This window comes from Chloroflexota bacterium (assembly GCA_020850535.1).
Classification (GTDB): domain Bacteria; phylum Chloroflexota; class UBA6077; order UBA6077; family JACCZL01; genus JADZEM01.
Genome location: JADZEM010000219.1, coordinates 57,678 through 80,787 on the forward strand (window position 1 = coordinate 57,678; position 23,110 = coordinate 80,787).

General features: G+C 69.6%; 20 protein-coding genes. 4 read left to right on the forward strand and 16 right to left on the reverse strand.

The genetic code is table 11. From position 1 onward, the window contains the following. Positions 1–20 precede the first annotated feature (20 nt). The 8 genes from IT306_30505 to IT306_30540 all read right to left on the reverse strand — a co-directional run bounded on the left by IT306_30505 (position 21) and on the right by IT306_30540 (position 8,824). Positions 21–539, reverse strand: a complete 519-nt coding sequence (locus IT306_30505) for an Hsp20/alpha crystallin family protein (protein MCC7372783.1) — start codon at positions 537–539, stop codon at positions 21–23. Between the two features lie 651 nt (positions 540–1,190). Then, on the reverse strand, positions 1,191–2,189 hold the full coding sequence (locus tag IT306_30510) for an ABC transporter permease (GenBank protein MCC7372784.1): 999 nt from the start codon (positions 2,187–2,189) through the stop codon (positions 1,191–1,193). Further along, positions 2,189–3,148, reverse strand: coding sequence for an ABC transporter permease (locus tag IT306_30515; GenBank protein MCC7372785.1), 960 nt, complete (start codon positions 3,146–3,148; stop codon positions 2,189–2,191). Before IT306_30515 ends, IT306_30510 begins: the two co-directional genes overlap by 1 nt. 81 nt (positions 3,149–3,229) lie before the next feature. Further along, on the reverse strand, positions 3,230–5,002 hold the full coding sequence (locus tag IT306_30520) for a hypothetical protein (GenBank protein MCC7372786.1): 1,773 nt from the start codon (positions 5,000–5,002) through the stop codon (positions 3,230–3,232). A 167-nt stretch (positions 5,003–5,169) separates the two neighbouring features. After that, the gene (locus IT306_30525) at positions 5,170–5,325 is read right to left on the reverse strand and encodes a hypothetical protein (protein ID MCC7372787.1); all 156 of its coding nucleotides are present in this window, start codon (positions 5,323–5,325) and stop codon (positions 5,170–5,172) included. A gap of 114 nt (positions 5,326–5,439) precedes the next feature. Next, the gene (locus IT306_30530; GenBank protein ID MCC7372788.1) at positions 5,440–6,264 is read right to left on the reverse strand and encodes a carbohydrate ABC transporter permease; all 825 of its coding nucleotides are present in this window, start codon (positions 6,262–6,264) and stop codon (positions 5,440–5,442) included. A 92-nt stretch (positions 6,265–6,356) separates the two neighbouring features. Further along, positions 6,357–7,292 (reverse strand): sugar ABC transporter permease, encoded by a 936-nt coding sequence (locus tag IT306_30535; protein ID MCC7372789.1) that lies wholly within the window; start codon positions 7,290–7,292, stop codon positions 6,357–6,359. A 47-nt stretch (positions 7,293–7,339) separates the two neighbouring features. After that, on the reverse strand, positions 7,340–8,824 hold the full coding sequence (locus tag IT306_30540; protein MCC7372790.1) for a sugar ABC transporter substrate-binding protein: 1,485 nt from the start codon (positions 8,822–8,824) through the stop codon (positions 7,340–7,342). Positions 8,825–9,065: 241 nt separating this feature from the next. Here IT306_30540 and IT306_30545 point away from each other — a divergent pair, with 241 nt between their 5' ends. Beyond that, positions 9,066–9,284, forward strand: coding sequence for a hypothetical protein (locus IT306_30545; protein ID MCC7372791.1), 219 nt, complete (start codon positions 9,066–9,068; stop codon positions 9,282–9,284). A gap of 106 nt (positions 9,285–9,390) precedes the next feature. On the opposite strand, the gene IT306_30550 is transcribed toward IT306_30545, so the two are convergent. The 3 genes from IT306_30550 to IT306_30560 all read right to left on the reverse strand — a co-directional run bounded on the left by IT306_30550 (position 9,391) and on the right by IT306_30560 (position 12,106). Beyond that, on the reverse strand, positions 9,391–9,693 hold the full coding sequence (locus IT306_30550; GenBank protein ID MCC7372792.1) for a hypothetical protein: 303 nt from the start codon (positions 9,691–9,693) through the stop codon (positions 9,391–9,393). Positions 9,694–9,897: 204 nt separating this feature from the next. Beyond that, the gene (locus IT306_30555) at positions 9,898–10,635 is read right to left on the reverse strand and encodes a hypothetical protein (GenBank protein ID MCC7372793.1); all 738 of its coding nucleotides are present in this window, start codon (positions 10,633–10,635) and stop codon (positions 9,898–9,900) included. 145 nt (positions 10,636–10,780) lie between these two features. Then, positions 10,781–12,106 carry a DUF2029 domain-containing protein gene (locus tag IT306_30560; GenBank protein ID MCC7372794.1) on the reverse strand — a complete coding sequence of 442 codons (1,326 nt, stop codon included), beginning with the start codon at positions 12,104–12,106 and terminating at the stop codon, positions 10,781–10,783. 249 nt (positions 12,107–12,355) lie between these two features. Between IT306_30560 and IT306_30565 the strand changes: the two genes are divergently transcribed. Further along, the gene (locus IT306_30565; GenBank protein MCC7372795.1) at positions 12,356–14,224 is read left to right on the forward strand and encodes a hypothetical protein; all 1,869 of its coding nucleotides are present in this window, start codon (positions 12,356–12,358) and stop codon (positions 14,222–14,224) included. A 24-nt stretch (positions 14,225–14,248) separates the two neighbouring features. Here IT306_30565 and IT306_30570 read toward each other — a convergent pair whose 3' ends face one another. The 5 genes from IT306_30570 to IT306_30590 all read right to left on the reverse strand — a co-directional run bounded on the left by IT306_30570 (position 14,249) and on the right by IT306_30590 (position 20,771). Beyond that, the gene (locus IT306_30570) at positions 14,249–15,412 is read right to left on the reverse strand and encodes a mandelate racemase/muconate lactonizing enzyme family protein (GenBank protein MCC7372796.1); all 1,164 of its coding nucleotides are present in this window, start codon (positions 15,410–15,412) and stop codon (positions 14,249–14,251) included. Between the two features lie 295 nt (positions 15,413–15,707). After that, positions 15,708–16,886, reverse strand: coding sequence for an acyl-CoA dehydrogenase family protein (locus IT306_30575; GenBank protein ID MCC7372797.1), 1,179 nt, complete (start codon positions 16,884–16,886; stop codon positions 15,708–15,710). An 8-nt stretch (positions 16,887–16,894) separates the two neighbouring features. Further along, positions 16,895–17,884: a D-glycerate dehydrogenase gene (locus IT306_30580; protein MCC7372798.1), complete on the reverse strand. Its 990-nt coding sequence runs from the start codon at positions 17,882–17,884 to the stop codon at positions 16,895–16,897. Positions 17,885–18,015: 131 nt separating this feature from the next. Continuing rightward, positions 18,016–19,797, reverse strand: coding sequence for a thiamine pyrophosphate-requiring protein (locus IT306_30585; GenBank protein MCC7372799.1), 1,782 nt, complete (start codon positions 19,795–19,797; stop codon positions 18,016–18,018). Positions 19,798–19,829: 32 nt separating this feature from the next. Beyond that, positions 19,830–20,771 carry a hypothetical protein gene (locus IT306_30590; protein MCC7372800.1) on the reverse strand — a complete coding sequence of 314 codons (942 nt, stop codon included), beginning with the start codon at positions 20,769–20,771 and terminating at the stop codon, positions 19,830–19,832. A gap of 203 nt (positions 20,772–20,974) precedes the next feature. Between IT306_30590 and IT306_30595 the strand changes: the two genes are divergently transcribed. Together IT306_30595 and IT306_30600 are read left to right on the forward strand one after the other, a co-directional pair. Continuing rightward, positions 20,975–22,063, forward strand: a complete 1,089-nt coding sequence (locus IT306_30595; GenBank protein MCC7372801.1) for a DSD1 family PLP-dependent enzyme — start codon at positions 20,975–20,977, stop codon at positions 22,061–22,063. A 5-nt stretch (positions 22,064–22,068) separates the two neighbouring features. Next, complete coding sequence (locus tag IT306_30600; protein MCC7372802.1) at positions 22,069–23,025, forward strand: phosphotransferase; 957 nt, start codon at positions 22,069–22,071, stop codon at positions 23,023–23,025. Positions 23,026–23,110: the final 85 nt, after the last annotated feature.

Consider the following 23,110-nt stretch of genomic DNA (forward strand, 5'->3'; position numbering starts at 1 on the left):
TCTGCTCCGACTCCGGTCGTTCAGGATCCATGCTTATCTCTCTCTGTTCGGCGGCTCGCCTCCTGGCTGGCTGAACGGGCAACGTTCGCGTCGAGAGGCCGGCTGACGGGGATGGTGGTGGGGCGACTGGGGCTGACACGCTTCGGCAGGCGCAGCTCGAGCAGTCCGCGCTCGTAGCGGGCCTCGACGCCGTCGGGGTCGATGGTGCTCGGCAGCGGCAGCTCCAGGCGGACCTGTCCCTGCCGGATCTCGGCGGCGTGGTAGACGCCAGCGGCGTGGACCGCTGGCAGCCGCCGCTCACCCTCGACGATGAGGGCATCCTCGAAGAGCAGCACGTCCAGTTGCTCGTGATCGACGCCGGCCAGCTCGGCCAGCACGATGACCTCTGAAGCCGTCTCGATGATGTCCGTGGGGGGCCGCCAGGCCGGCTGACCCATGCTGACGCTGGCAGTGTGCGGCTGCCAGACGTCGGCGAGCGGTCGCGGGCGGCTGGCTGCCATGACGACCGCATAGCGGTAGCCCAGCCGGCGGTAACGCATGGGGATCACTCCTGCGAGAAGGCAGATGGGCTGGCCAGTGGCATCCGGTGGCGTGTGATGCCAGGATATCGTGAGATGCTGGCACGAATGATACCGTCCGATGCCCCTGCTGCTGCTGCGCCTTTGCAGAGCAATGGCATGATGTCGACATTGTGCTGCCGCGTCGGGGCTTGAAAGCCCCGCCTACCATCGTGCTGTCGCTTCGCGACGCCCCTGGCGTATCAGTCCCTGGCGTTCCCGGCGTCCGTCGCGCAGCGACGACGTGACTGTAGGCGGGAACTCCAGGCCCCGACCGCTCGTTTGATGGCGTTACGGGAACGCAAGCGACCGTGCAATCGTCCTGCGAGCCTCCCACCGACCCACTGCGTCCCTGCTGGCTGACGAATATCTGCGAGATCCGGCTGGCCGGGGCGCATCGTCGCTACGACCGCACACCGTCTGACCAGGGAGCACCCCGATGCACGCCTCCGCGACGCGGCGCTGTCTGAGGTTCCGGCTGGGCCACCTGTCCCTGGTGGAATGGCTGCTGGTGGCGCTCGGGCTGGCGCTGATCGTGGCCGGGCTGCCGGCGTTCGCTCCGCTCGGCTGAGCGGGCCGTCGGGCCTGATTCGGGCTGCCGGACACGCCTCCGCGCTCCAACAGGATCGCCGCTCACCTCGGTCGCTGCGAGCGCGGGCTGAGGCGCGGGTCCAACGCGTCCCGCAGGGCGTCCCCCAGCAGGTAGAGGGCCAGGACCGTCAGGAAGATCAGTGCGCCCGGCCCCCAGACCAGCCAGGGCGCCCGTCCGAGCGCGCTGACGGCGTTCGTCAGCATGTTGCCCCACGAGGGGGTTGGCGGCATGATCCCCAGCCCCAGGAACGAGAGCGACGACTCGGCCAGGATCATCGAGCCGACGTCGATGGCCGCCAGCGTCACCACCAGCGGCAGCAGGTTCGGCAGCAGGTGCCGCCGCATCAGCCGCCAGTCCGAGGCCCCGAGCGTCCGCGCCGCGCCGACGTACTCGCGGGTCCGCAGCGAGAGGGTCTGGCCGCGCACGAAGAGGGCGGCACTCGGCCAGGAGATCAGCCCCAGCACGGCCACCAGCACCCACGGCCCCGGCTCGAACAGCACGGCGATCGTCAGCAACAGGAACAGCGACGGCGCCGACCGGATGGTGCTGGCGAGCCACTGGAGGGCGTCGTCCAGGCGGCCGCGGAAGTAGCCGGCCGCCAGCCCGACCAGCACGCCGAGGGTCAGATTGAGCGCCGCCGCCCCCAGCCCGACCGCCAGCGAGATCCGCGCAGCATAGAGCAATCGCACGACCTGGCTGCGGCCAAGCTCGTCCGCCCCGAGCCACAGCGACGGCTGCCAGAGGTCCGGGCGGGCGTAGGCAGCACGGAGGTTCTGGGTCGTCGGGCCGACGCCGAAGAGCCAGGCGGACAGCACGTCGGCGGCGAGGCCGCCGACGGCCAGGAACGCCAGCACGGCGATGGAGGCGACGGCCAGCGGACTGGCGCAGAGCTGCCGCCAGACGCCGGGTCGGGGGCGGGCGGCGGGGAGGATCGAATCGAGACGGTCCCACTCGGGCCGGCGCAGGATGCGGGCGGGACGATGGATTGGCTCGCGGGGGGCGGGGGAGGCAGCACGGTCGTCTGGGTCGCGGAGGGCCATCACTCGTGCCCGACGCGTGGATCGGCCACGCTGTAGAGGATGTCGCGCAGGAGGTAGCTCACCAGCAGCAGCGCACTGGTCAGCAGCACCACACCCATGATGACGGGGTAGTCCTTGCCGCGCGCCGCCTCGAACGCCAGCCGCCCCATGCCAGGCCAGGCGAAGACCTGCTCCACGACCAACGCGCCTGAGACCATCGCCGCCAGGACGCCGCCGAGCGCCGTGATGACGGGCGTCAGTGCGTTCCTGAGCACGTGCCGCCAGACCACGCCGCCGTCTGGAAGGCCCTTGCTGCGGGCGGTCCGGACGTGATCCTGGGCCAGCACGTCCAGCACCTCGGTGCGGAGGTAGCGAGTGTAGTTGGCGATGCCCGCCAGACTGAGCGTCAGGACCGGCCCGACAAGGTGCAAGAGTCGGTCCCCAACGTCCCACTCGCCGGCCCCGACGCTGAGCATGCCGCCGACGGGGAAGAGTCGAAGCTGGACGGAGAGCGTCAGGATGAACAAGAGTCCGAGCCAGAACGGCGGGACGGCGTGCCCGCCGACGCTCAACACCCGAATGACCTGATCGACCCAGGTGCCGCGTCGGAGCGCTGCCGTCACGCCGAGCGGCACGCCGACCAGCAGCGCCACCGCCAGCGCCGCCAGTGACAGTTGCAGGGTGTTCGGCAGGGCTGAGGCGATCATCTGGCCGACCGGCCGCTTCGAGAGCAGCGACGAGCCGAGGTCGCCCTGGGCCACGCGCCCCACCCAGCGGACGTACTGCTGGGGGATCGGCTCGTCCACGCCGTAGGCAGCGCGCAGGGCGGCGATGTCCTCGGCGGAGAGGTCGCCGGAGCCGGCCAGCATCAGGCTGACCGGGTCGCCGGGCGCAAGGCGCACCAGCGCAAAGGTCAGCATGGTGACGCCCACCAGGGTGAGCGCCGCCTGGATCAGCCGCCTGACGATGAAGCGTGTCACAAAGGCTCCGCCTTGCGGAGGATCGTGGGGCGTGGATCGTGGAAGCCTACCCCCACGAACTACGATCCACGACCTACGACTCTACGTCCGGATCCACCACTGCTCGACGTTGTGCCAGTAGCTGTTCTGGACGTTCGGGAAGGGGCCGGGCTGGACGTTCTGGAACTTCTTGTTGACGAAGAGCAGCGTGTTGCCGGCGAAGCCGAAGTTGTACGGCTGGTCGTCGCTGAGCTTCTGGTTGAACGCCTTGTAGGCGGCGAGGCGCTCGGGCTGACCGCAGGAGGTGCGGCCCGTCTCCAGGGCCCGATCGACCTCGGCGCTCCGATAGCCGACCTGGTTCTGGCCGCTCTTGACGCCGCTCGAATGCCAGGTGCCGTAGGCGTCCGGATCGACGCCCATCGACCAGCCGAGGATCACGGCATCGTAGTCGCGCCCGCCCTGCTCGCCGTAGACCGGGTCGCGGCCCTTGTTCAGCCGGTCCGTCAGCGCCTCGAACGACTCGGTGCGGGGGGTCACCTCGACGCCGATCTGCCTGTACTGCTCGGTAGCTACTTGAAGAAGCGTCTCGCGGATCTTGTTGCCGGAGTTGGTCAGCATGGTGAGGGCGAGTCGCTGGCCGTCCTTCTGGTAGACGCCGTCCGGCCCCTGGGTGTACCCCTCGGCCTCGATCATCGCGCGGGCCCTGGCCGGGTCGTAGGCGTACTCCTGGAGGCCGGCCCGGTCGTAGGCCCAGGAGACGGGCGGGGTGTGGGCGTAGACCTTCTGGCCCTGCCCGAGCAGGACCGAGTCGATGACGGCCTGGGTATCGAGGCCGTAGGCGAGCGCCTGCCGGATACTCTTGTTCTGGAGGAACTCCTTGCCACCGCGCAGCTGATTCCAGCCGATGTAGGTGTAGCCCGGGCTGAGGAACGAGTAGAAGGCGAGGGTGTCGATCTGCTTCAGGCCGTCAACGTCCTTCGGCTCGGCGCGGGCCAGGTCGATCTCGCCGGTCTTGAGCGCGGCGGCCATCGCCGTGGCATCCGGATGGACCTTGTAGACCCACTCGTCCAGGTAGGGGCCGCCGAACGCGAACCGCTCGTTCTTCTTGAGCACGATGCGGTCGTTCTGCTTCCATTCGGAGAAGACGAACGGGCCGGTCCCGACAACCGGGGCGTTGTTCTCAGCAGCCTCGTCGAGGTTCTTGTTCGGATCGGCGGGGTCCAGATACTTGCCGAAGACGTGGCGCGGGATGATCCCGAAGAGGCCCAGCTCGGTGAGGGCCGGGCAGAACGCCTTCGCCAGTGTGACCGTCAGCACGTTGCCATTGACCGTGATGCCGGCGATCTCGGTCGCCTTGCCCTCGGCGTACTCGCGCGCGCCGACGATGTCCTGAAAGAGGTTCTTGCGGACGGACTTCTTGGACCGCATGACCGCCTCGGCCGTCATCTTGAAGTCGTCGCCGGTGAACGGCGCGCCGTCGCTCCAGGTCACACCGCTCCTGAGGGTGAAGGTCAGGCCCAGGCCGTCCGGCGACATCTCGAAGCGCTCGGCGAGGCGCGGCAGCGGCTGGCCGGACTCGGGATCGACGCGGATCAGCGACTCGTAGACGCGGCCCCAGACCTCGGCGGACGGGACGTCGCTGCTGAGGACCGGGTTGAGGACTTTGGCGTCCGAGATCGCGCCGACGACGACGCGCCCACCAGCGACCGGTGTGCCGGCCGCCAGTGTGGCTCCTGACACACCAGTGCTCGCCGATCCTGGCGCGCCGGCGCTCGGCGCAACCCCTGTGGCCGGCGCGCAACTGGTGACGATCGTCAGCGACGCCAGCAGCAGCATCACGACGCGTGACAGCCGCGGCATGCAGCGATGCAGCATCGGTTCCCTCCCCCGGGTTGTCCATGCAACGGTCGGCACGCGGACCGTGCCTTGCCCCCACATGGCCTAACGCCAAACTCACGCCGGGGGTGACAAACTGCCAGGGGAAGGGAACCGTGGTCGGCGCCGGATCATCAGCGCCGGTTCGTCGGCACCTGGGGGCTGCGTCAGGACGTCTCCGTGCCCTTGCCGCCGCCCTCGCTGGGCGACTCCGGCTTCACGTCGAACTCGTCTCTGAAGGGTCGCTGCTGATCGGGGTCGCTCTCGGTGTGCTCCAGGCCTTCCTGCTCCAGCCTCGGGTCGTCGGTTCGAGTGTCCTGCATCTGCTGACCTCCGCGGGAACGCACGTGAGTTCTTCGACGAAGATCGTGCTTCCCCTCAGAAGTCTCGGTGCACCGGCTGTGCCAGCATCAGCGCGAACGATGGGTGTCTCGCGCTTACCGGCCGCCCATGCCCGTCAGCGCGACCCCGCGCACGAAGTACCGCTGCAAGAACAGGAACACCAGCAGGATCGGGATGATGCTCATCACCGTTCCCGCCATCAGGTAGTTGAACTGCCCAGCCGCCTCGTCCCCGAAGTACCGGATCCCCACCGTCAGCGTCCGCATCGTCTCCTTGTTCGTCACGATCAGCGGCCACAAGAATGCGTTCCACTGCGTCATGAACGCGAACACCGCCAGCGTCGCCAGGGCCGGCCCAGAGAGCGGCAGGATGATGTACCGGTAGATCCCAAAATACGAGCAGCCGTCGATGCGGGCCGCCTGCTCCAATTCTGGCGGGATCGACAGGAAGAACTGCCGCAGCAGGAACGTCCCGAACGCGCTGAACGCCGCCGGGATGATCAGGGCCATGTAGGTGTCCACCCACCCGAGCCAGGACATCAGCAGGAAGTTCGGGATGATGGTCACCTGCCCGGGGATCATCAGCGTCCCCAGGTACAGCAGGAACAGCTTGTTGCGGCCCGGGAACTGGAGCCGCGCGAACGCGTACCCCGCGAACGACGACGTGATCAGCTCCAGGATCGTCACCGTCACCGTCACGACGATCGTGTTGAGCAGGTAGCGCCCGAACGGCACCAGCTTCAGGACGGCCGGGTAGTTCTCCCAGATCGGCGGCGAGGGGAACCAGACCGGCGGGTAGATCAAGACCTCAGAATCGGACTTGAGCGAGGTCGAGATCATCCACAGGAACGGGAACAGCGCCCAGAACGAGCCGACGGTCAGGGCGGCGTAGGCCAGCACCATCTGGAGCCGCCGGCTCATGCTGCCAGCCTGCCGCCCCGCCACGGCGTCAGCCTGCGTGCGGACCTCAGCTCCAGCAGCCATCGGCGGCCCTCCCTTCCCCCTGGTGCGGGTCACTCATGCTCATAGTGCACCCACCGCTTCTGCAGCTGATGCTGCGCCAGCGTCACCAGGAACACGATCCCGAACAGCACCCAGGCGATGGCCGCCGCGTATCCCATGTGGAAGAACTGGAACGCCTGGTTGTAGATGTACATCACGATGGTGTTCGTGGCGTCGCCGGGGCCACCGCGCGTCAGCACGAACGCCAGGTCGAACACCTGGAACGACCCGATCACCGAGATCACCAGCACGAAGAAGGTCGTCGGGGCCAGCAGCGGCAGGGTGATGTGCCGGAACCGCTGAACGCTGTTCGCGCCGTCGATGGCCGCCGCCTCGTGGAGGTGGACGGGGATGCTCTGCAGGCCGGCCAGGAAGATCAGCATGTTGTAGCCGAGGCTCTTCCAGACGGCCATGATGATGACGGCCGGCATCGCCCAGGCCGTGCTCGACAGCCAGGGGATCGGACTCATCCCGATGTTCCGCAGCACCAGGTTGATCAGCCCGAAATCGGTGTTGTAGAGCCAGCGCCACATCACCGCCACTGCCACCGAGGCCGAGATCACCGGGATGAAGAACAGCGCCCGGTAGATGGCGATGCCGCGCACGTTGGTGTTCATCGCCAGCGCCAGCAGCAGGCTCAGGATCACGCCGGCCGGCACCGTCCCCAGGACGTAGTAGGCCGTGTTCCAGAGCACCTTGCGGAAGACGGCGTCGTCCGTGAGCAGCTTGATGTAGTTCTCCAGGCCCACGAAGCGCGGCGCCCGGATGAGATCCCAGTCCAGCATCGAGATCGTGAACGTCGCGAAGACCGGGATCGAGGAGAAGACCAGGAACCCGAGGATGTTCGGTAGGAGGAAGAGGTAGCCGGCGATGGTCTCCTGGCGGCGCAGGGGGCTGAACCCCCCGCGCCGGGTGGACGTTGCCGGCCGCGCCGAAACGGTCGCCATGAGGCTGTGTCCTTTCGCGCCCGGTGGTGACGCCGAGAGCGTGACGCCTACAGCGGCTTCTTCAGCGCGACGTCGATCTCCTTCTTCATCGTCTCGGTGGCGTCCTTGACGCTCTTCTCGCCGAGATATGCGAGGTTCAGCTCGCGGTCGAAGATGGTGTTGACCTCGCCGGTGTGGTTCGGCGCGACGTACACACCGGTCCGCTCCAGCCCGAGCTTGTAGGTCTCCAGATCCTCCCAGGGCAGCAGGAACTGTTTCATGGCGTCGCTGTTCAGGAAGGAGCGGCGGGCCGTGAAGCTGCGGCGGCTGTCCAGGATGATCTTCTGGCCGTCGTCCGCCGTCCACATCTTGGCGTAGGCCCAGGCAGCCTCGGGGTTCTTGGCGTTCTTGACGATGCTGCTGGCGAGGTCGTCGCCACGGGTCGTGTTCGCCTTCGGGCCGTCCGGCGCGATGACCATGCCGACCGTGAACGTGGACTTGAGCAGCGTGTCGAGGATGAACCGGCCGGCCATCTTGATGGCCGTGCGCCCGCCCGCGAACAGGTCCGTCGCGCCGCCCGAGCCGGAGGTGCCGGTCTCGGCGCTGGTCGGCATCGCCTTGTGCTTCTGGGTGAAGTCCACCAGGAACTGGAGCGCGCCGACGGCCTCAGGGCTGTTCAGGTAGCACTCTTTGAGGTCGTCGTCCCAGAGCTTGCCGCCGTTCTGCCAGATGTACATGTCCACAGAGTAGATCGAGAGGACCGGGTCGAAGCCGAACACCTTGTTCGGGCCGTCGCCCTTGGTGATCTTGACGGCCTGCTCGGTCAGGACGTCCCAGTTCCAGGGGCCTTTCTTGGCCGTCTCGGTCGGCAGCGGGACGCCGGCCGCCTGGTAGAGGTCGGCGTTGAAGTAGTAGGCGTTCGAGCTGGAAGAGCTGGGCAGGCCGTAGAGGCCGTCGCCGCGCCCGAACGTCTTGAGGGCGCTCGGCCAGAAGTCGTTGAGGTCGATCTTGTCCGCCGTGACCATCGGCTTGAGATCCATCAGGGCGCCGCGCGCGATGAACGGCGTGGCGGTGCGCTGGCGGTTCCAAAACAGGTCGGGCACGTCGTTGGCGGCGATCATCGCCAGCAGCTTGCGGGTGCCCTCAGCATCGTCAGGGACGCGGATCTTCTCGACCGTCACATCCGGGTAGAGCTTGCCGAACAGGTCGATCAGGTCGAGGTGCACCTTCTCGTTGGCGCCCGGGGTGGCGTTGTAGAGGTAGCGCATGGTGCCCTTGGCCTTGGAGGCGTCGGCGGCCGGCTTGGCAGCCGTCACGACGGTCCCCGTGACCCCGGAGTAGACGGGCGTCGCGCCGGCGGCCGGCTTGGCATCGGCAGCGGGCTTCGCAGCCTCGGCCGGCTTGGCGTCAGCGGCGGGCTTCGGAGCCTCGCCGGGCTTGGCAGCAGGCGCCGCCGGCGCAGCCTGGCCGCCGCACGCCGCCACGAAGGCGGCCGCCAGAGCTGGAACGGCGAACTGGTTGATCAACGCACGCCGCGATAGGTGCCTCGCCATTGGTCACCCTCCTGTACCGGCGCTCATAGCCGGCAACGACTCACGATCCATCATCGGACCAGGACCGACAGCGTCTCGGTTGTGCACGGAAGCACAACCGATTGAGCGCCGGCAGTATATGCGGACGCGCCGTCCGGGGCAACCTACGCCGGCGGAGTCCTCACGGAAGCGTGGCCGCTATGCGCTGGACGCCGCACCGCCGGCCCCGTACCATCTGCGCCCGTGGAGAGGGGGTGCAGCATTGGCTGATGTACCCGGAGCGTCCGGCCCCTGGCGGCCTGCGATCGGCGAGCGGGTGGTGGTAGCGAAGACCGGCCAGACGGCCACGGTGCTCCGCCTCGCACCGACGGAGTGGGGGCTGCTCTGCGATCTGGAGATCGATCCGCCGCCAGGGGCCGTCGGGGAGGAGCCAGAGCGGACGGTCCACGCCTCGATTGAGCTGCGCCCGCTCGCCGGCTGACATCGTCAGGCCCGCATGCGGGCAGTTCGGCATGGTTCCACCGGCGAGTCTTCTGCCTCCGAGGCGGCGAGATCGGTCAGCTACTGTCCCAGCGGACGCTACGATGTCAGGATCGAGACGCGGCTGACGACGGACTCGGATCCGATTCGTAGGTGTGCTGCACCTGAAACTGCCCGCAACGGGAAAAGAGCTCAAAGAGCGCCTCTTCATGCGGCAACCCACGGAGATCGACGCCGTCAGAGGCGCCCATAAAGTAGTACCCGACGATCTCGCCGCTCTCGGCCCGGTCGATCCCGCGACAATGATCTAACCCGTTGCCAGGGGCATCGGAGTGGTGGATGCCGCCAGGCCGGACATCAAGGAGCTCGACCTGGACCACATCTCCCTCAGGATCGTAGATCAGCAGCATGATGTGTCGGCTCCTCTCCGCAGGGCGATCACGTTGACCACGAGGAACGGCCCGTCGTACATCGTAGCGTCGCCAGAAGGCCAGGGACGGGTAACCGAAGCGTCAAGCTACCGCCACCAACTCTCTCTGCACGAAGGAGAGCCGGCTCCCCCACTCCCGCGTGCGGGAGCGGGGGCAAATCCCAGGCGAGGGCGCGGAGTCAGCCTACGGGCGCGGGTTCTCCTGGAACATCGTCAGGCCCATGTCCAGGTACTTCTGCCGCTCGTGCGGCTCCGTCACGATGGCCATGCCGCACGGGATGCCCGTCCCCTGCAACTGCTCCACCACGTACTTCGTGCACTCGTCGGTGGTCCGGAAGCGGTACTCCGGGTGCTGCTCCAGGTCGAAGCTGAGGTCGTTCGGGCCAAAGGCGAAGTAGTCCAGGCCCGGCCGGATGAGCGAGCGCACGTTCTCGACGGTCTCGACCGCCTCGATCTGCACGCCCACCACCACATGCTCGTTCCACCAGGGCGCGTACTCCGGCCGCCCCAGCGTCTTGCCGTCGCGCTTCGTGCCGAAGCGGGCCGCGCCGCCCCAGCTGCGGTGGCCGATGGGCGGGTAGTAGGCGTAGCCCACCGCCTCCTCGACCGTCTCCGGCTTGACCGTCTCCGGCACCAGGACCGCGCTCAGGCCCAGGTCGAGGTACCGCCCGATCAGGTAGGTGTTGCGGGTGTGCGGGATGCGGAACTGGACCGGCATCCCCAGCGCTTCGGCCGCCGCGCAGATCGCCACCAGCTGATCGTCGCTGAACGCCGTGTGCTGGCCGTCGATGTAGATCAGGTCGTAGTCGCCCTTGCCGAGCGCCACCTCGAGCTGGCTCTTCGTGTAGGCGATCGGCGGGCGCAGCGCCAGGCAGACCTCGCCAGCCTTCAGCTTCTGCTTCAGCCCCTTGACGTCGGGCATGATCCCCTCCTTGTGGAGCGCGCCAGCACGGCGCGCTGGGCCTGTGCCACGGCGCGGCCCTCGGGCAATGATAGTGCGCGAGCCAGCCGAAGGGAGGGCGGCCTGCTGGCAGCAGCGCGCGGCCTGCTGGCAGACCGCGCGCCGCCTACTGACGGAGCGCGTCGAGCTCGTGGAGCGTTCGCAGCCGCTCGGTCACGGCGTGGCGCGTCGGGGCGGCGTACCACCAGGGCAGCGCCAGCAGCAGCAACAGGCCAATCGCCCACTGGATGTACAGGTACAGCCCGGTCACCAGCGCGTACGGGAAGCGGAGCGGGGCCGCCAGATACTGCCAGTTCCCCCACGACAGCTCGTGGAGGCCCGGCGCGTGCAGCAGCAGCGTGCAGCCCACGAACCCACCGCCCAGGATCATCGCCGTGTGCCGGTCGTCGGCGGACAGCGCGACGGCCGCCGCGCCCACCCCGGCCAGCCCCAGCGCCAGGTACGCGAGGTGGCTCTCCTCCGCCAGCGGCCCGATCAGCATCGTCGCCAGCACGAACAGCCCGATCTCCAGCACCACCGTCACCGGATCGAGCCCGCGCGTCGGTCGCGCGACGGCCAGGATGGCGAACGCCACCCCGACGACGTAGATGACGCGCAGCGGCAGCACCAGGCCCGGCAGCACCGCCACGGGCACGGTGAACGGCGATTCGGTGAACAGGCGCAGCAGCAGCGACGTGAACGACTGGCTGACCGGGCTGACCGCGAACGTCGGGCCGCCCCAGTAGGCGGCGATGGCCAGATACTCGCTCAGCGCACCGAGCACCACGAGCGGCAGCAGGCCGCAGATCGTCGCCGTCAGCCCGGCCACCACGAAGCCTCGGTAGGCCCGCTTCCAGAGGAAGTACAGCGCGATCAGCACGAAGAACGGCTTGACCGCGATGGCCAGCCCGAGCGCGAGGCCGGCCGCGTCGAGCCGCCGCCGCGCGACGCCCCACGCCATGACGACCAGCAGCAGCAGCAGCAGCACGTCAACCTGGCGGGTGTAGCCGAGCGCCCCGCGGATCGGCTTAAAAAGCAGCAGCCAGAGCAGCACCAGCCCGAAGACCAGCAGCCGGCCGCGCCGGTCCCGTGGCCCGAACAGGTCCGCCAGCAGCCACGCCGCCGCCAGCACGCCCAGGTGCAGCAGCGCAGACCAGACTGCCGTCGCCCGTTCGATGGGCAGCAGCGTCAGCGGGGCCACGACCAGGGCCAGCAGCGGTGGGTAGACGTAGGCGGACGCGTTTCCATCAGGAGTGTTCGGCGCGCCCATGGCGTAGCCGCTGGCCGCAACGCGCAGCGCCAGCGCGTACGGACGCTCGCCGGCCCGGACGGCCAGCCCGCCCTCGTAGTACGCGTCAAAGTCCACGGCCGGGCCGGACAGGCTCCGCACGAAGGTGACCAGGAACACGAGCCCCGCCAGGGCCAGGACGCCCAGCAGGAGCTGAGAGCGCATCCGGTCGGAAAGATCCACGAACGTCACAGCATCCCGTCCCTCAGCCGAGGCCGCCAGCATACCGAGCGGCCCCCCCACGGCCCACGAGCCTGACGCCGCTGCGCCGACTCAGCCTGCCGTCGCCTGATAGTAACGTGCGATCCCATGTCGTAGGGTCGGCATGTCTCGCTGCCGCATTCCTGGACAGCACGCTGCCGAATACCCAATCATCCCCAGGCGCCCCAAACATGAAGCTGAGATGACGACACGATGCACAGCCGCCTGACCGCGCGGCGGGCCTCCGCGCCGCTGCTGCTCTCCCTGTTCCTGGCGTTGCTGGTGCTCGGCGGCCCGAGCGCCCCCGGCCGAATCGCCTTCGCCGACTCCGACGACCTGGGCGACGAAGACCCGTTCACCATCAACCCGCTGCTGGTGGAGCAGGCCGAGCGCGAGTCCGACCTCGGCCAGTTCGTCAACGACACCCCGGACGCCGAGGTCATCCCCGAGCGGCTGCGGACCCGCCGCGCCCTCCTGGCCGAGCGCGCCCGCCTGCGTGCGAGCGGCGACATGGCGGGGGTGGCCCGTTTGAACTCGGTGCTGGCCTCTGAGGCGTTCGAGCGGTCGGCCGTGCTGACCGCCTACTGGCTCGACCGGCGCGACGCGCCGACCGGCCTCTTCCCGCACACCCTCCACCCAGACGGGCGCGTCTGGAGCTACGGCGACGCCGGATCGGACCTGTTCCCCTTCCTGGGCATCGCCACCGCGTACCTCATTCCCGACCGGTATGACGAGATCCTCGGCACCCTGGCGGCCGAGCGCCGCCTGACGCGCGGCCTCCCCGAAGACGTCTCGCTGGACACCCTGCTGCCCGTCGAGCGCGAGCCAGAGAAGGCCATGCTCAACGTCGTGGAGTATGCCAAGGACGGCCTGCTGCCGCTGGTCGAAGCGCTCGGGTCGGACCCGTGGCTGTACCGGCTCCAGGAAGTCATGGACGCCGTCATCATCAACGCGCGGACGCCGACGCCCAACGGCCCGATCCCCTCGCCGGCCGCCGAGGTCAACGGCAGCGCCCTCCAGGCCCTCGCTCGCCTGACCTGGGCCACCGACGACCCCCAGTACGTCCAGGCCGGGCGGCGCATCGCGGCGGCCTACCTCGACCACGCCCTGCCCACCACCGAGTACATCCCGCCGCACCGCTGGGACTTCATGGAGAACGAGCCGATCGGGCCGCGCCGCTTCTACCTCGGCGACCACGGCAACGAGATCGTGGCCGGGCTGGTGGAGTGGCACCGCGTCGAGGTCAAGCGCGGGCTGCCGGAGGCGGAGGCCCACCGCGAGGCCATCAACAAGATGCTGGACCGGCTGCTGCAGAAGGGGCGCTCACCCGAAGGGCTCTGGTACGCCATCGTCGATGTGCCGAGCGGCAAGGTCCGCGACAAAGACCTCAACGACAACTGGGGCTACCTCGGGCAGGCGTACCTCGACCAGGCGGCGACCGAGCGCACCTCGGCCACGGGCGATCTCGCCGCCGCCGCCCGCTACGAGCAGTCCGCCGCTACCATGCTCCGAGCCGTCACCCTCGTGGACTTCTACGAGTGGGAGCGCGGCACGATGGACGGCTACGCCGACACCCTGGAGAGCGCCCTCTACCTGCTGCGCTACCTGGATGACCCCCTCGCGGCGGACTGGGTAGACGAGCAGGTCGCGGTGCTCTACGGCTACCAGCACGACGACGGCTCCGTCACCGACGAGAACATCGACGGCAACTTTGTCAGGACCACGCTGCTCTACGGGCTGTCGCTGACGCGCGGCGCGCGCCTGGAGCCGTGGACCCCGACCGTCGCGCTGGGGGCCGCGCCGGACGGCCCCTGCCTGCGCGTCCACCTGCACAGCTCCGACCTCTGGCGCGGCGAGCTGCACCTGGACGTGCCGCGCCACCGCGAGCACCTGCGGCTTGGCTCGGACTATCCGCGCCTCAACCAGTGGCCGGAGTGGTGGTCGGTGGAACGGGACCGGCGCTACGCCCTGAGCTACCCAGACGGCACGCTGGTGGACGTGGACGGCGCGACGTTAGCAGACGGCCTGCGGGTGACTGTAGCCCCCGGCAGCGCCTACGAGCTCCAGGTCTGTCCGCGCTAGCCGTCCCCACCGGCCCACCGTTCTCTACGAATTGGTGATCGAGCCGTCGCGCCGGCGCAGGTGCGGCGAGTGGCGGATCTGGAACGGCTCCTTCAGCGCCCGCTCCTCGTCGAACTCGACGCCCAGGCCGGGCGCCGTCGGCACCACGTAGCGCGACCCCTGCTGCTCGATCTGGACCGGGAAGAACGCGGGGTTGTTGAACCCGAGCGACTCGGTGGGCGAGGTGCGGCTCTCCAGCCAGGAGAAGTTCGTCACGGCGGCTGCCAGGTGCGTCGTGGCCGCCGTGCAGATCGCCCCGAGTGGGTTGTGCGGCATCAGGTCGATGTAGTGCGCCTCGCACCAGCCGGCCACCTTCATCGCCTCGGTCAGACCGCCGACGTTGCAGACGTCCACCCGCGCGAACTGGGTGATGCCGCGCTCGATGAACGGCAGAAACTGCCACTTCGAGGCGAACTCTTCGCCGATGGCGAACGGCACGTCCGCCATCGTCCGCAGCGACTCGTAGGCCTCGGGCGTCTCGTCGCGGATCGGCTCCTCCAGGAAGTCGAGCGTGCCGGAGGGCATCCGCTGGCAGAAGGAGGCGGCCTCGGCCACACTCAGCCGGTGATGGTAGTCGATGCCGAGGACCGGCCCCGGCCCGACCTCTTCACGCAGCGTCGTGAGCCACTTCGCCGTCTCGGCAATCGACTCGCGCGGCTCGAAGACGCGGCGGCCAGCGCTGTCCCGCTCGTCCGGCGCGTGCATCCAGGTTCGGATCGCGTTCCAGCCCTCGCTCAGCAGCAGCTTCGCGTCCTCGATCAGGCGCGGCCCCATCGGCGCGGCCGTTGTCGCGAACAGCGGGATGAAGTCGCGTTGCTTGCCGCCGAGCAGCTGGTAGACCGGCACGCCCAGGGCTTTGCCCTTGATGTCGTGCAGGGCGATGTCGATGGCCGAGATGGCGGCCGTCAGCACGCGCCCGCCCTCGAAGTAGTTCGAGCGGTACATCTCCTGCCAGAGCGCCCCGATGTTCATCGGATCCTGCCCCAGCAGGAACTCGCGGAAATGCAGGATGGCCCCTTCGACGGCGCGCTCTCGCGAGGACAGGCCGGACTCGCCCCAGCCGTAGATGCCCTCGTCGGTCTCGACTTTGACGATCAGCTGATTGCGGCCAATGAAGGTAGGGAAGGTCTTGATGTCACGAATCTTCATGGCGGCAGGATAGCCCGAAGCGTGACGAGCGAGCAGCCATCAGCACGTGAGCCGCTTGTCGTCCCAATCGTCGCGAGGAACGAGCGCTCACCACCCGTCGTCCCGACCGCAGCGAGGAACGAGCGGAGTGGAGGGATCCTCCCTTTCTGAACGGCACCGTCCTGATTGGGAAGATCCCTCGACTGCGCTCGCAAGCTCGCTCCGCTCGGGATGACGGAGTGTGGCGTGAGTCCGCTCCGCTCGGGATGACGGTGGGCGCGTCAGGATGACAGTGGGGGGACGGGTGCGGACACCGCTACAGCAGCGGGCGGCCCGTCAGCCGGTCCAGCCCGCTGCCGGCCAGCAGCGCCCCGCCGATCTGCGTCAGGCTGCTGGCCGCCACCACCGAGTGCTGCGACGCCGTGTGGATGTCGCGGAAGTAGCGCTGCAACGGGTTCCGGCGGTAGATCGCCGAGCCGCCGCCCGCGCTGTACGCCAGGTCCACCGCCCGCAGCGCCATGTCGAACGATGCGCTGTTCGCCAGGCGGGCCAGCGCGCGGTTCTCGGCGCCGATCGCCCCCGTGGCGCAGGCTTCGTCCCAGACCTGCTGCGTCGTCTCCCAGAGGTAGGCCCGGGCCGCGCGGACCAGCGCCTCGGCCTGGGCCACGGCAAGCTGCACGTCCGGCCGATCCCGCACCAGGGCGTCGCCGCCGGCCCCGGTCTGGCGCTTGTCGCGGACCGTCTCGCGGAGCGTGTCCACCGCCGCCCTGGCCACCCCAACCGCGTGCGCACCGTGCGCCAGCAGGAAGAACCGGCCCAGGTAGAGCGGCCCCGGGTGGTAGGACGGCTCGCCGGACAGCCCGAAGCTGCGCACGGCCGGCACGAAGATGTCGTCAACGCTGTAGTCGTGGCTGCCGGTCCCCGTCAGCCCGGTCACGTCCCAGGTCCCGATGATGGTCGCCTGGGCGGCCGGGAAGACCAGCACCCGGGTGACCGGCTGGCCGTTCGCGTCGAGCTTCGGGGCCTCGCCGCTGTAGACGACGGCCCGGCTGACGAGCCAGGAGGCGTGCAGGCTGCCGCTCCCGAACGGCCAGCGACCGGTCAGTTGGTAGCCGCCGTCCACCTCGACCGCCCGCCCACCAGACGGCGCCCCGAGCGTCCCGACGACGATGGCGTGCGGATCGGCCAGGATCTCGGCGGCCGTCTCTGGCGGCAAGAACGCCATGGTCCAGGCCGTCCCCGACGCGATAGCCGAGACCCAGCCGGCCGAGCCGTCCCCCCGCGAGATCGCTTCCAGCACGTCAAGCTGGGTGACCGGATCGACCTCCAGGCCGCCGAGCGCCTTCGGGACCAGCATCCGGAAGACGCCGGCCTCGGAGAGGGCACGGACGAGTCCCTCCGGCAGGCGGCCCTCCCGCTCGATCTGGTCGGCCTGCGCGCGGACGGTCGGCTCCAACGCCCGCGCCGCCTCGACCACCGGCTGTACGGTCGTCACGATCACCCTCATACCCGGCCGCCGAAGCGCGCCTGCCACCGCTCGATCACCTGGGGATTCGCCACGCTCTCCGGCAACTCGCCCTCCAGCACCCGCGTCACCGTCCGGAACGCCATCTCGACGCCGGCCGGGCCGATCTCCAGGCTGTGCCCGACGCTGTGCGGCGTGAGGATCACCCGGTCAGGATCGCACCTGAACAGCGGATTGTCGAGATTCGTCGGCTCCTGGTCCCAGGCGTCCATCGCCGCGCCGAAGATGCGCTTCTCGTCGATGGCGGCGGCCAGCGCGACCTCGTCCACGATGCTGCCGCGCGCCGTGTTGATCAGGATCGCGCTCGGCTTCATCAGGCCGATCTCGCGCGCCCCGATCAGCCCGATGGTCTCCGGCGTGCGCGGCGTGTGGATCGACACCACGTCCGAGGTCTGGAGCAGGACGTCCAGCGGGACCGAGTTGGGGACGTACGGATCGTAGATCTGGATCGTCACGTCCCAGCCCTGGAGCCGCTGAGCCACGGCCCGCCCGATGCGCCCGTACCCGACCAGCCCGACCGTCTTGCCGCGCACAAGGTGGGAGTCGCTCGGGCCGCGCCAGCCGCCGGCCCGGATCCGGGCCTGCTTGCGGACCAGCTCCAGCGAGAGCGCCGCGATCAGCATCACGGTGCTCTCGGCCATCCCGACGATGATCTCCTCGGTGGGGCAGTTGGAGACGAGGATGCCAAGCTCGGTGGCGGTGTCGATATCGATGTGGTCGAAGCCGATGACCGGGCTGCCGATCAGCCGGAGGTTCTTGGCGGCCTTGAGCACGTCGGCCCCAAACTTCTGGAACGGCGAGGCCAGGATCACGTCGGCAGCCGCGTACCGTTCGATCTCCTCGGGAGTCCAGTCCTCGCGCGGCCCTGCCGGCCCGACGATGACGGTGTAGCCCGCGGCCGTGAGTCGCTCCTCAAGCCCGAGCGTGGCGTTGAACGGGGCCGGAATGACAACCGTTGGTGCTTGCATGGCACTGCCTCGTGCGAGAGTGAGGACGAGACTCCTGACCTGTCAGTCGTGAACGACCGGGCTGGGTCGCCGCGGTCGGGATGACGACAGGTGAGTACTGCGCGACCCTGTGATTGACATCTGACGAGCCATCAGATCGGCTCGACGACCACGTCGAGCACGGCAGATTGTCCACCTTCGACGGCCGCGATGGCCCGTTTCACGGCGGCGTGCAGTTCGGACGGGTCGGTGACGCGCTCGCCGTAGGCGTGGCAGCTCTGGGCCAGCAGCGCGTAGTCTGGCGGCTGCTGGAACCGGACGCCGGGGTAGGCGTTCGCCTGCACCGACGCGCCGTCCGGGAACAGCCCGACAATCGGCTGCTTGCTGGCGTTGTACCCCGAGTTGTTCAACACCACCGTCAGGATCGGCGCGCCAGCCTGCTGCGCGGCGTAGAGAGCCGCCACCGGCGACGAGAAGACGAACGAGCCGTCGCCCACAACGGCCACCACCAGCCGGTTCGGCGCGGCCAGCTTCATCCCGACGGCCGCGCCCGGCGCCCAGCCGAGGCCCGGCCCGATGGGGTGGAACAGGGTGCCCGGCTGCTCGCGGCGGATGTGGCGGCGCACCACCGTCTGGTTGGTGACGGCCTCCTCCGCGACGATGGCGTCCGGCGGCAGCAGCTCGCCGAGCACCGCCGAGGCCCAGTCCGGCGAGATCGGCTGCTGGGTGCGCTGCCCGTCCAGTCGGGCCGTCACGTCCGCGCGCCGGGCGAGGGTCGCCGCTTCGAGCCGCTCGCGCCGCGCCCGCCAGGACGCCTGCCGCGCGGGCGTCGCGCGCCGCTCGACCATCGAGAGCAGCAGCGGCAGCGCCTTCGAGGTGTCGCCGTGCAGCGGCAGGGTGACCGGGAAACCCCAGAGCGGAATCGACGCTTTGACCGGATCGATGTCGATCTGGGCGATCCGCGCCGCGTCGGACGGCGTCGCATCCTTCGGCACCCACGGCACCTGCGCGTCGAGGATCAAGACCACGTCGGCCTCGCGCAAGGCGGCGGTCGCGTCCCAGCGGAACAGCGGGTGCGACAGCGGCAGGTTGAGCGGGCCGCTCTTGTCGTTGACGATCGTCCCCAGCGTTTCGGCCAGGGTCTGAAGGCTCGCGACTGCCTGCGGGTGCCGCCCGACATCCCCTGCGATCAGCAGCGGGTGCTCGGCGTCCACCAGCCAGTCGGCCAGCGTCTCCAGGCTGTCGAGGTCGCCGGGGCCGATGATGGCCGGCCGGGTGCGCTCGGGCGGCAGGACGGTCACGCCGTCCATCGGCTCCATCAGCACCTCGCGGGCGACGGTCATGTAGACGGCCCCGGCCGGCTCGGAGGCCGCGACCTGGACGGCGCGCGGGATCAGGTAGTTCAGGGTGTCGGTGCGGCCAAGCTCGTGCGACCACTTCACGTAGCCGCGCACGATGCCCGGCTGATCCGCCTGATCCTGGAACCACTGGATGCCCCGGTCCCGCGAGCCGGGCGCGACGCCATCCACCGTGTACGGCGTGCGGCCGGCCAGGATCAGCACGCCGGCGTGGGCACGCTGGGTGTTGTGGAGGTTGCCCCCGAGGTTCTGGGTGCCGGCATCCACATGCACCAGCACGGCCTGGGGCCTCCGGGTGACGCAGAAGTAGCCGTGGGCTGCTGCCAATGCCACGTTCTCATAGAGGCAGGAGACGATCTTCGGGGCGGCATGGCCCTGGCCTCCCAGCGCGACAATCGCCTCCTGGATCGGGGCGGTGTCGGTGCCAGGGTTGAGGAACAGGTACTCGACGCCATGCGCGGCCAGTAGCTGAACGAGCGCCTCCGCACCGTTGGCGGCCGGCAGCAGGCGCGCGCTGGAGACGGACGCCGCCCCGGCCCTGCCCGAGCCTGGGGCTGTCCGCGCATCGACGGTCATCGTGTCACCTCCCGGGAAACCTCACCCTGGGTCTACACCCCGAAATGCTCGTGGGTCCAATCGTAGCGATCCATCAGCGCCGCGTCTGGCGGGGCCGCCCCCTCCACGAAGGCGTTCAGCCCGATGAACGCGCGCTCCGGCGGAAAGGCAAGGTCGTCGCGGAGCAGATAGGGCAGATAGGCTCGCAGGACGGATTCGTTGCGGTAGTCCGGGTGGCGGTCCAGGCTCTCGCGGGTCAGCGGCGACTCGGGGCGCGGCTCCGGCAGCGGGATCGTGCCCGCTGAGCCAAGCTCGAACAGCACATCGGTCACCTGCTGGCGGATGCGGTTGGCCGCAAGCTGCGTCGCCTCGCGGATCTCGGGGCCGCCGGCCGTGATCTGGGCGTGCCGGCCGCCCAGGTTGGCCTCGCGGACCTGGTGATCGGCGCAGAGGGCCAGCAGGTAGCCGTGGGGATCGGCGGCAAGCTCGCGGGCCAGGGTGTACCCCCGGTCGAGGCCGCGCCGCTGGCCGTCCGGGCCGGTCAGCATGGTCATCCCTGGCGCTTCGACCACCACCAGGGCCGGACCACCCGCCACAGCCGCCGCGGTGCCGGCCGCCTGCGCCGCCTCGGCCAGCAGCCGGCTGGTCCCCGCGAACTCCTCGGGCGTCAGATCGCCGAACTGGCGCTCCTGGGCCACCACGCCGCGCCGCTTGCCGCCCCGGATCGTATCGCCCCAGCGGACGAGGTAGGGCCTCCCCCGGGGTGAGGAAGCGTCCTCGTCCAGGAGCCGCGCGATCAGCCCCGACAGGAACGTGCTCTTGCCGGCCAGCGGCTCCCCGATCACCAGCAGGGTCGGCGGCGGCGCGCCGGCCGCCGCCTGGGCCTCGGCGTCGGCCAGGATCGCGGCGAGCAGGCTGGCGAAGCTCGGCTGGCCGAAGCCGCCCGGCACGGCGCGGAGTCGGTCGAGGGTGGCGCTGCTGGGCGGCGTGGTCATGGCAGGCAGGCTCCCTCGGCGCAGAGGTTGGCGCAGCAGCAGAGCGCGCCGCCGACATCGCTGTCGGCACGTTGAGGATAGCCGCTCCTGCCACGCGGCAGACAGGTCGCCCGCCGGGGTACCCTCTTCCCAACGCGCGCAGCGTCCATCCCCGCGCGCCCTGACGCTCCCAGAACCTACGGCTCCCGTTGCTGGAGGCAGCCATGACGATTGGCGGTCCCGTCACCGACCTCGACACCCCGGCCTTGCTCGTCGATCTCGACGTGCTGGATCAGAACATCGCCCGCATGATGGGCACCTTCCGCGAGCACGGCGTCGGCTGGCGGCCCCACACCAAGGCTATCAAGATCCCTGCCCTGGCCCACAAGCTCATCGAGGCCGGTGCGCACGGTGTCACCGTCGCCAAGCTGAGCGAGGCCGAGATCATGGCCGCCGCCGGCATCAAGGACATCCTCATCACCGGGCCAGTCGTCGGGGCGCGCAAGGCCGCCCGCCTGGCGATGCTCTCGAAGTACGCCGCGCCTATCGGCGTGGTGGACTGCGTCGAGCACATCGACATGCTCGACAAGGCCGCCCAGGAGCACGGCGCGACCATCCGCGCCGTCATCGAGGTTGACCTCGGCCTCAAGCGCTGCGGCGTCCAGCCGGGCGAGGCGTCCGTGGCGCTGGCGAAGGAGGTCCACAGCCGCAAGGGGCTGACGTTCGAGGGGATGATGGCCTGGGAAGGCCACGCGCTCCGGATCCAGGATCAGGCCGAGAAGCAGGCCACCGTCACCGAGGCCGTCAGCAAGCTGCTCGACACCGCCCGCGACTGCAAGGCGGCCGGCCTGCCGGTCAACATCATCTCGTGCGGCGGCACCGGCACCTACCCCTTCTCGGCGGCCGTGCACGGCATCACCGAGGTCGAGGCCGGCGGCGGCATCTACGGCGACCTCGTCTACCGCAACGCCTTCAACATCGATCATCCGATGGCGATGACGGTCCTCTCGACGGTCCTCAGCCGCCCGATCCCCGGCCGCATCGTCTGCGACTCCGGCTTCAAGTCGTTGAGCACCCAGAACATGCTGCCGCAGCCGAAGGGCATCGAGCACGTGACCGGCGTGCGGATGTCCGCCGAGCACGCCTCCATCGACCTCGACGCCCCGAACACCGGGGTCAAGGTGGGCGACAAGGTCGAGTGGTACGTCGGCTACACCGACGCGACGGTCATCCTCCACGAGACGATGTACGGGCACCGCGACGGCATCGTCGAGGTGGCATGGCCGGTGGTCGGGCGCGGCAAGCTGCAATAGTCGCCATGACTGGCCCGGCCGCGTCCGGCGTCCGGTTGCCCTGGGAGGGCCTGCCCGACCATGTCCGGCAGGCCGTCGAGGGGTATCTGGGCAGCACCGTCGTCGCGGCGGTCACCCAGCCGGGCGGCTTCTCGCCCGGCGTCGCGGCCCGCCTCACGGCGGCTGACGGCCAGCGCGTCTTCGTCAAAGCGGTCAGTCCGCACCCGAACAAGGACGCGCCGCGCTTTCACCGCCGCGAGCGGCGGATCGCGGCGGCGCTGCCGGCCGCCGCGCCAGTCCCCCGCCTGCTCTGGTCGCTGGACGAGGGCGACGACGGCTGGGTCGTGCTGGTCTTCGAGGACGTGGAGGGGCGGCACCCGGCCGTGCCCTGGGAGCCATCCGAGCTTGACCGCGTCCTCGCCGCCCTGGACGATCTCGCCCGCGGCCTGACGCCCTCGCCGGTCCCTTCCGAGGTCAGCGGCACGATGCCTCAGTGGCTGGAGCGGCACGGCCAGGGCTGGCAGCGGCTGCTCGCCGAGCCGCTTCCTGGCCTGGACGGGTGGTCCGCGCGGCACGCCCACGCCCTGGCCGCGCTGGAGGCCCAGGCCCCGGTGGCCGCCGCTGGCGACACCCTGCTGCACTTCGACACCCGGGCCGACAACCTGCTGGTGACCCCCGAGCAGGTGTACGTGGTGGACTGGCCGCACGCCCGCCACGGGCAGGCCTGGGTCGATCCAGTCTTCTTCGCGCCGAGCGTGGCGATGCAGGGCGGGCCCGATCCTGAATCGCTGCTGGCCCGCACCGAGGCCGGCCGCGCCGCCGATCCGGCTGCCGTCTCGGCAGTGATCGCCGCCGTGGCCGGGTTCTTCACGTACCAGTCGCTGCTGCCGCCTCCGCCGGGGCTGCCCACGCTGCGGCCGTTCCAGGCAGCCCAAGGGGGTATCGCCCGGGCATGGCTGGCCCAGCGGACGGGCTGGGAGTGAGCGAGTCAGCAGGCAGATGGACTCCTCGGCGAACGGCTACGAATCCTCGTTGTCAGCCTGAGTGAAGTGAGCTTGCGAACGCAAC

Bases quoted from the DNA above. Each gene is read 5' to 3' on its own strand.
- IT306_30505 (MCC7372783.1), bottom strand. From the start codon at position 539: ATGCGTTACCGCCGGCTGGGCTACCGCTATGCGGTCGTCATGGCAGCC.
- IT306_30510 (MCC7372784.1), bottom strand. From the start codon at position 2,189: ATGGCCCTCCGCGACCCAGACGACCGTGCTGCCTCCCCCGCCCCCCGC.
- IT306_30520 (MCC7372786.1), bottom strand. From the start codon at position 5,002: ATGCTGCATCGCTGCATGCCGCGGCTGTCACGCGTCGTGATGCTGCTG.
- IT306_30525 (MCC7372787.1), bottom strand. From the start codon at position 5,325: ATGCAGGACACTCGAACCGACGACCCGAGGCTGGAGCAGGAAGGCCTG.
- IT306_30530 (MCC7372788.1), bottom strand. From the start codon at position 6,264: ATGAGCCGGCGGCTCCAGATGGTGCTGGCCTACGCCGCCCTGACCGTC.
- IT306_30535 (MCC7372789.1), bottom strand. From the start codon at position 7,292: ATGGCGACCGTTTCGGCGCGGCCGGCAACGTCCACCCGGCGCGGGGGG.
- IT306_30540 (MCC7372790.1), bottom strand. From the start codon at position 8,824: ATGGCGAGGCACCTATCGCGGCGTGCGTTGATCAACCAGTTCGCCGTT.
- IT306_30550 (MCC7372792.1), bottom strand. From the start codon at position 9,693: ATGCTGCTGATCTACGATCCTGAGGGAGATGTGGTCCAGGTCGAGCTC.
- IT306_30555 (MCC7372793.1), bottom strand. From the start codon at position 10,635: ATGCCCGACGTCAAGGGGCTGAAGCAGAAGCTGAAGGCTGGCGAGGTC.
- IT306_30560 (MCC7372794.1), bottom strand. From the start codon at position 12,106: ATGCGCTCTCAGCTCCTGCTGGGCGTCCTGGCCCTGGCGGGGCTCGTG.
- IT306_30565 (MCC7372795.1), top strand. From the start codon at position 12,356: ATGCACAGCCGCCTGACCGCGCGGCGGGCCTCCGCGCCGCTGCTGCTC.
- IT306_30570 (MCC7372796.1), bottom strand. From the start codon at position 15,412: ATGAAGATTCGTGACATCAAGACCTTCCCTACCTTCATTGGCCGCAAT.
- IT306_30580 (MCC7372798.1), bottom strand. From the start codon at position 17,884: ATGCAAGCACCAACGGTTGTCATTCCGGCCCCGTTCAACGCCACGCTC.
- IT306_30585 (MCC7372799.1), bottom strand. From the start codon at position 19,797: ATGACCGTCGATGCGCGGACAGCCCCAGGCTCGGGCAGGGCCGGGGCG.
- IT306_30590 (MCC7372800.1), bottom strand. From the start codon at position 20,771: ATGACCACGCCGCCCAGCAGCGCCACCCTCGACCGACTCCGCGCCGTG.
- IT306_30595 (MCC7372801.1), top strand. From the start codon at position 20,975: ATGACGATTGGCGGTCCCGTCACCGACCTCGACACCCCGGCCTTGCTC.
- IT306_30600 (MCC7372802.1), top strand. From the start codon at position 22,069: ATGACTGGCCCGGCCGCGTCCGGCGTCCGGTTGCCCTGGGAGGGCCTG.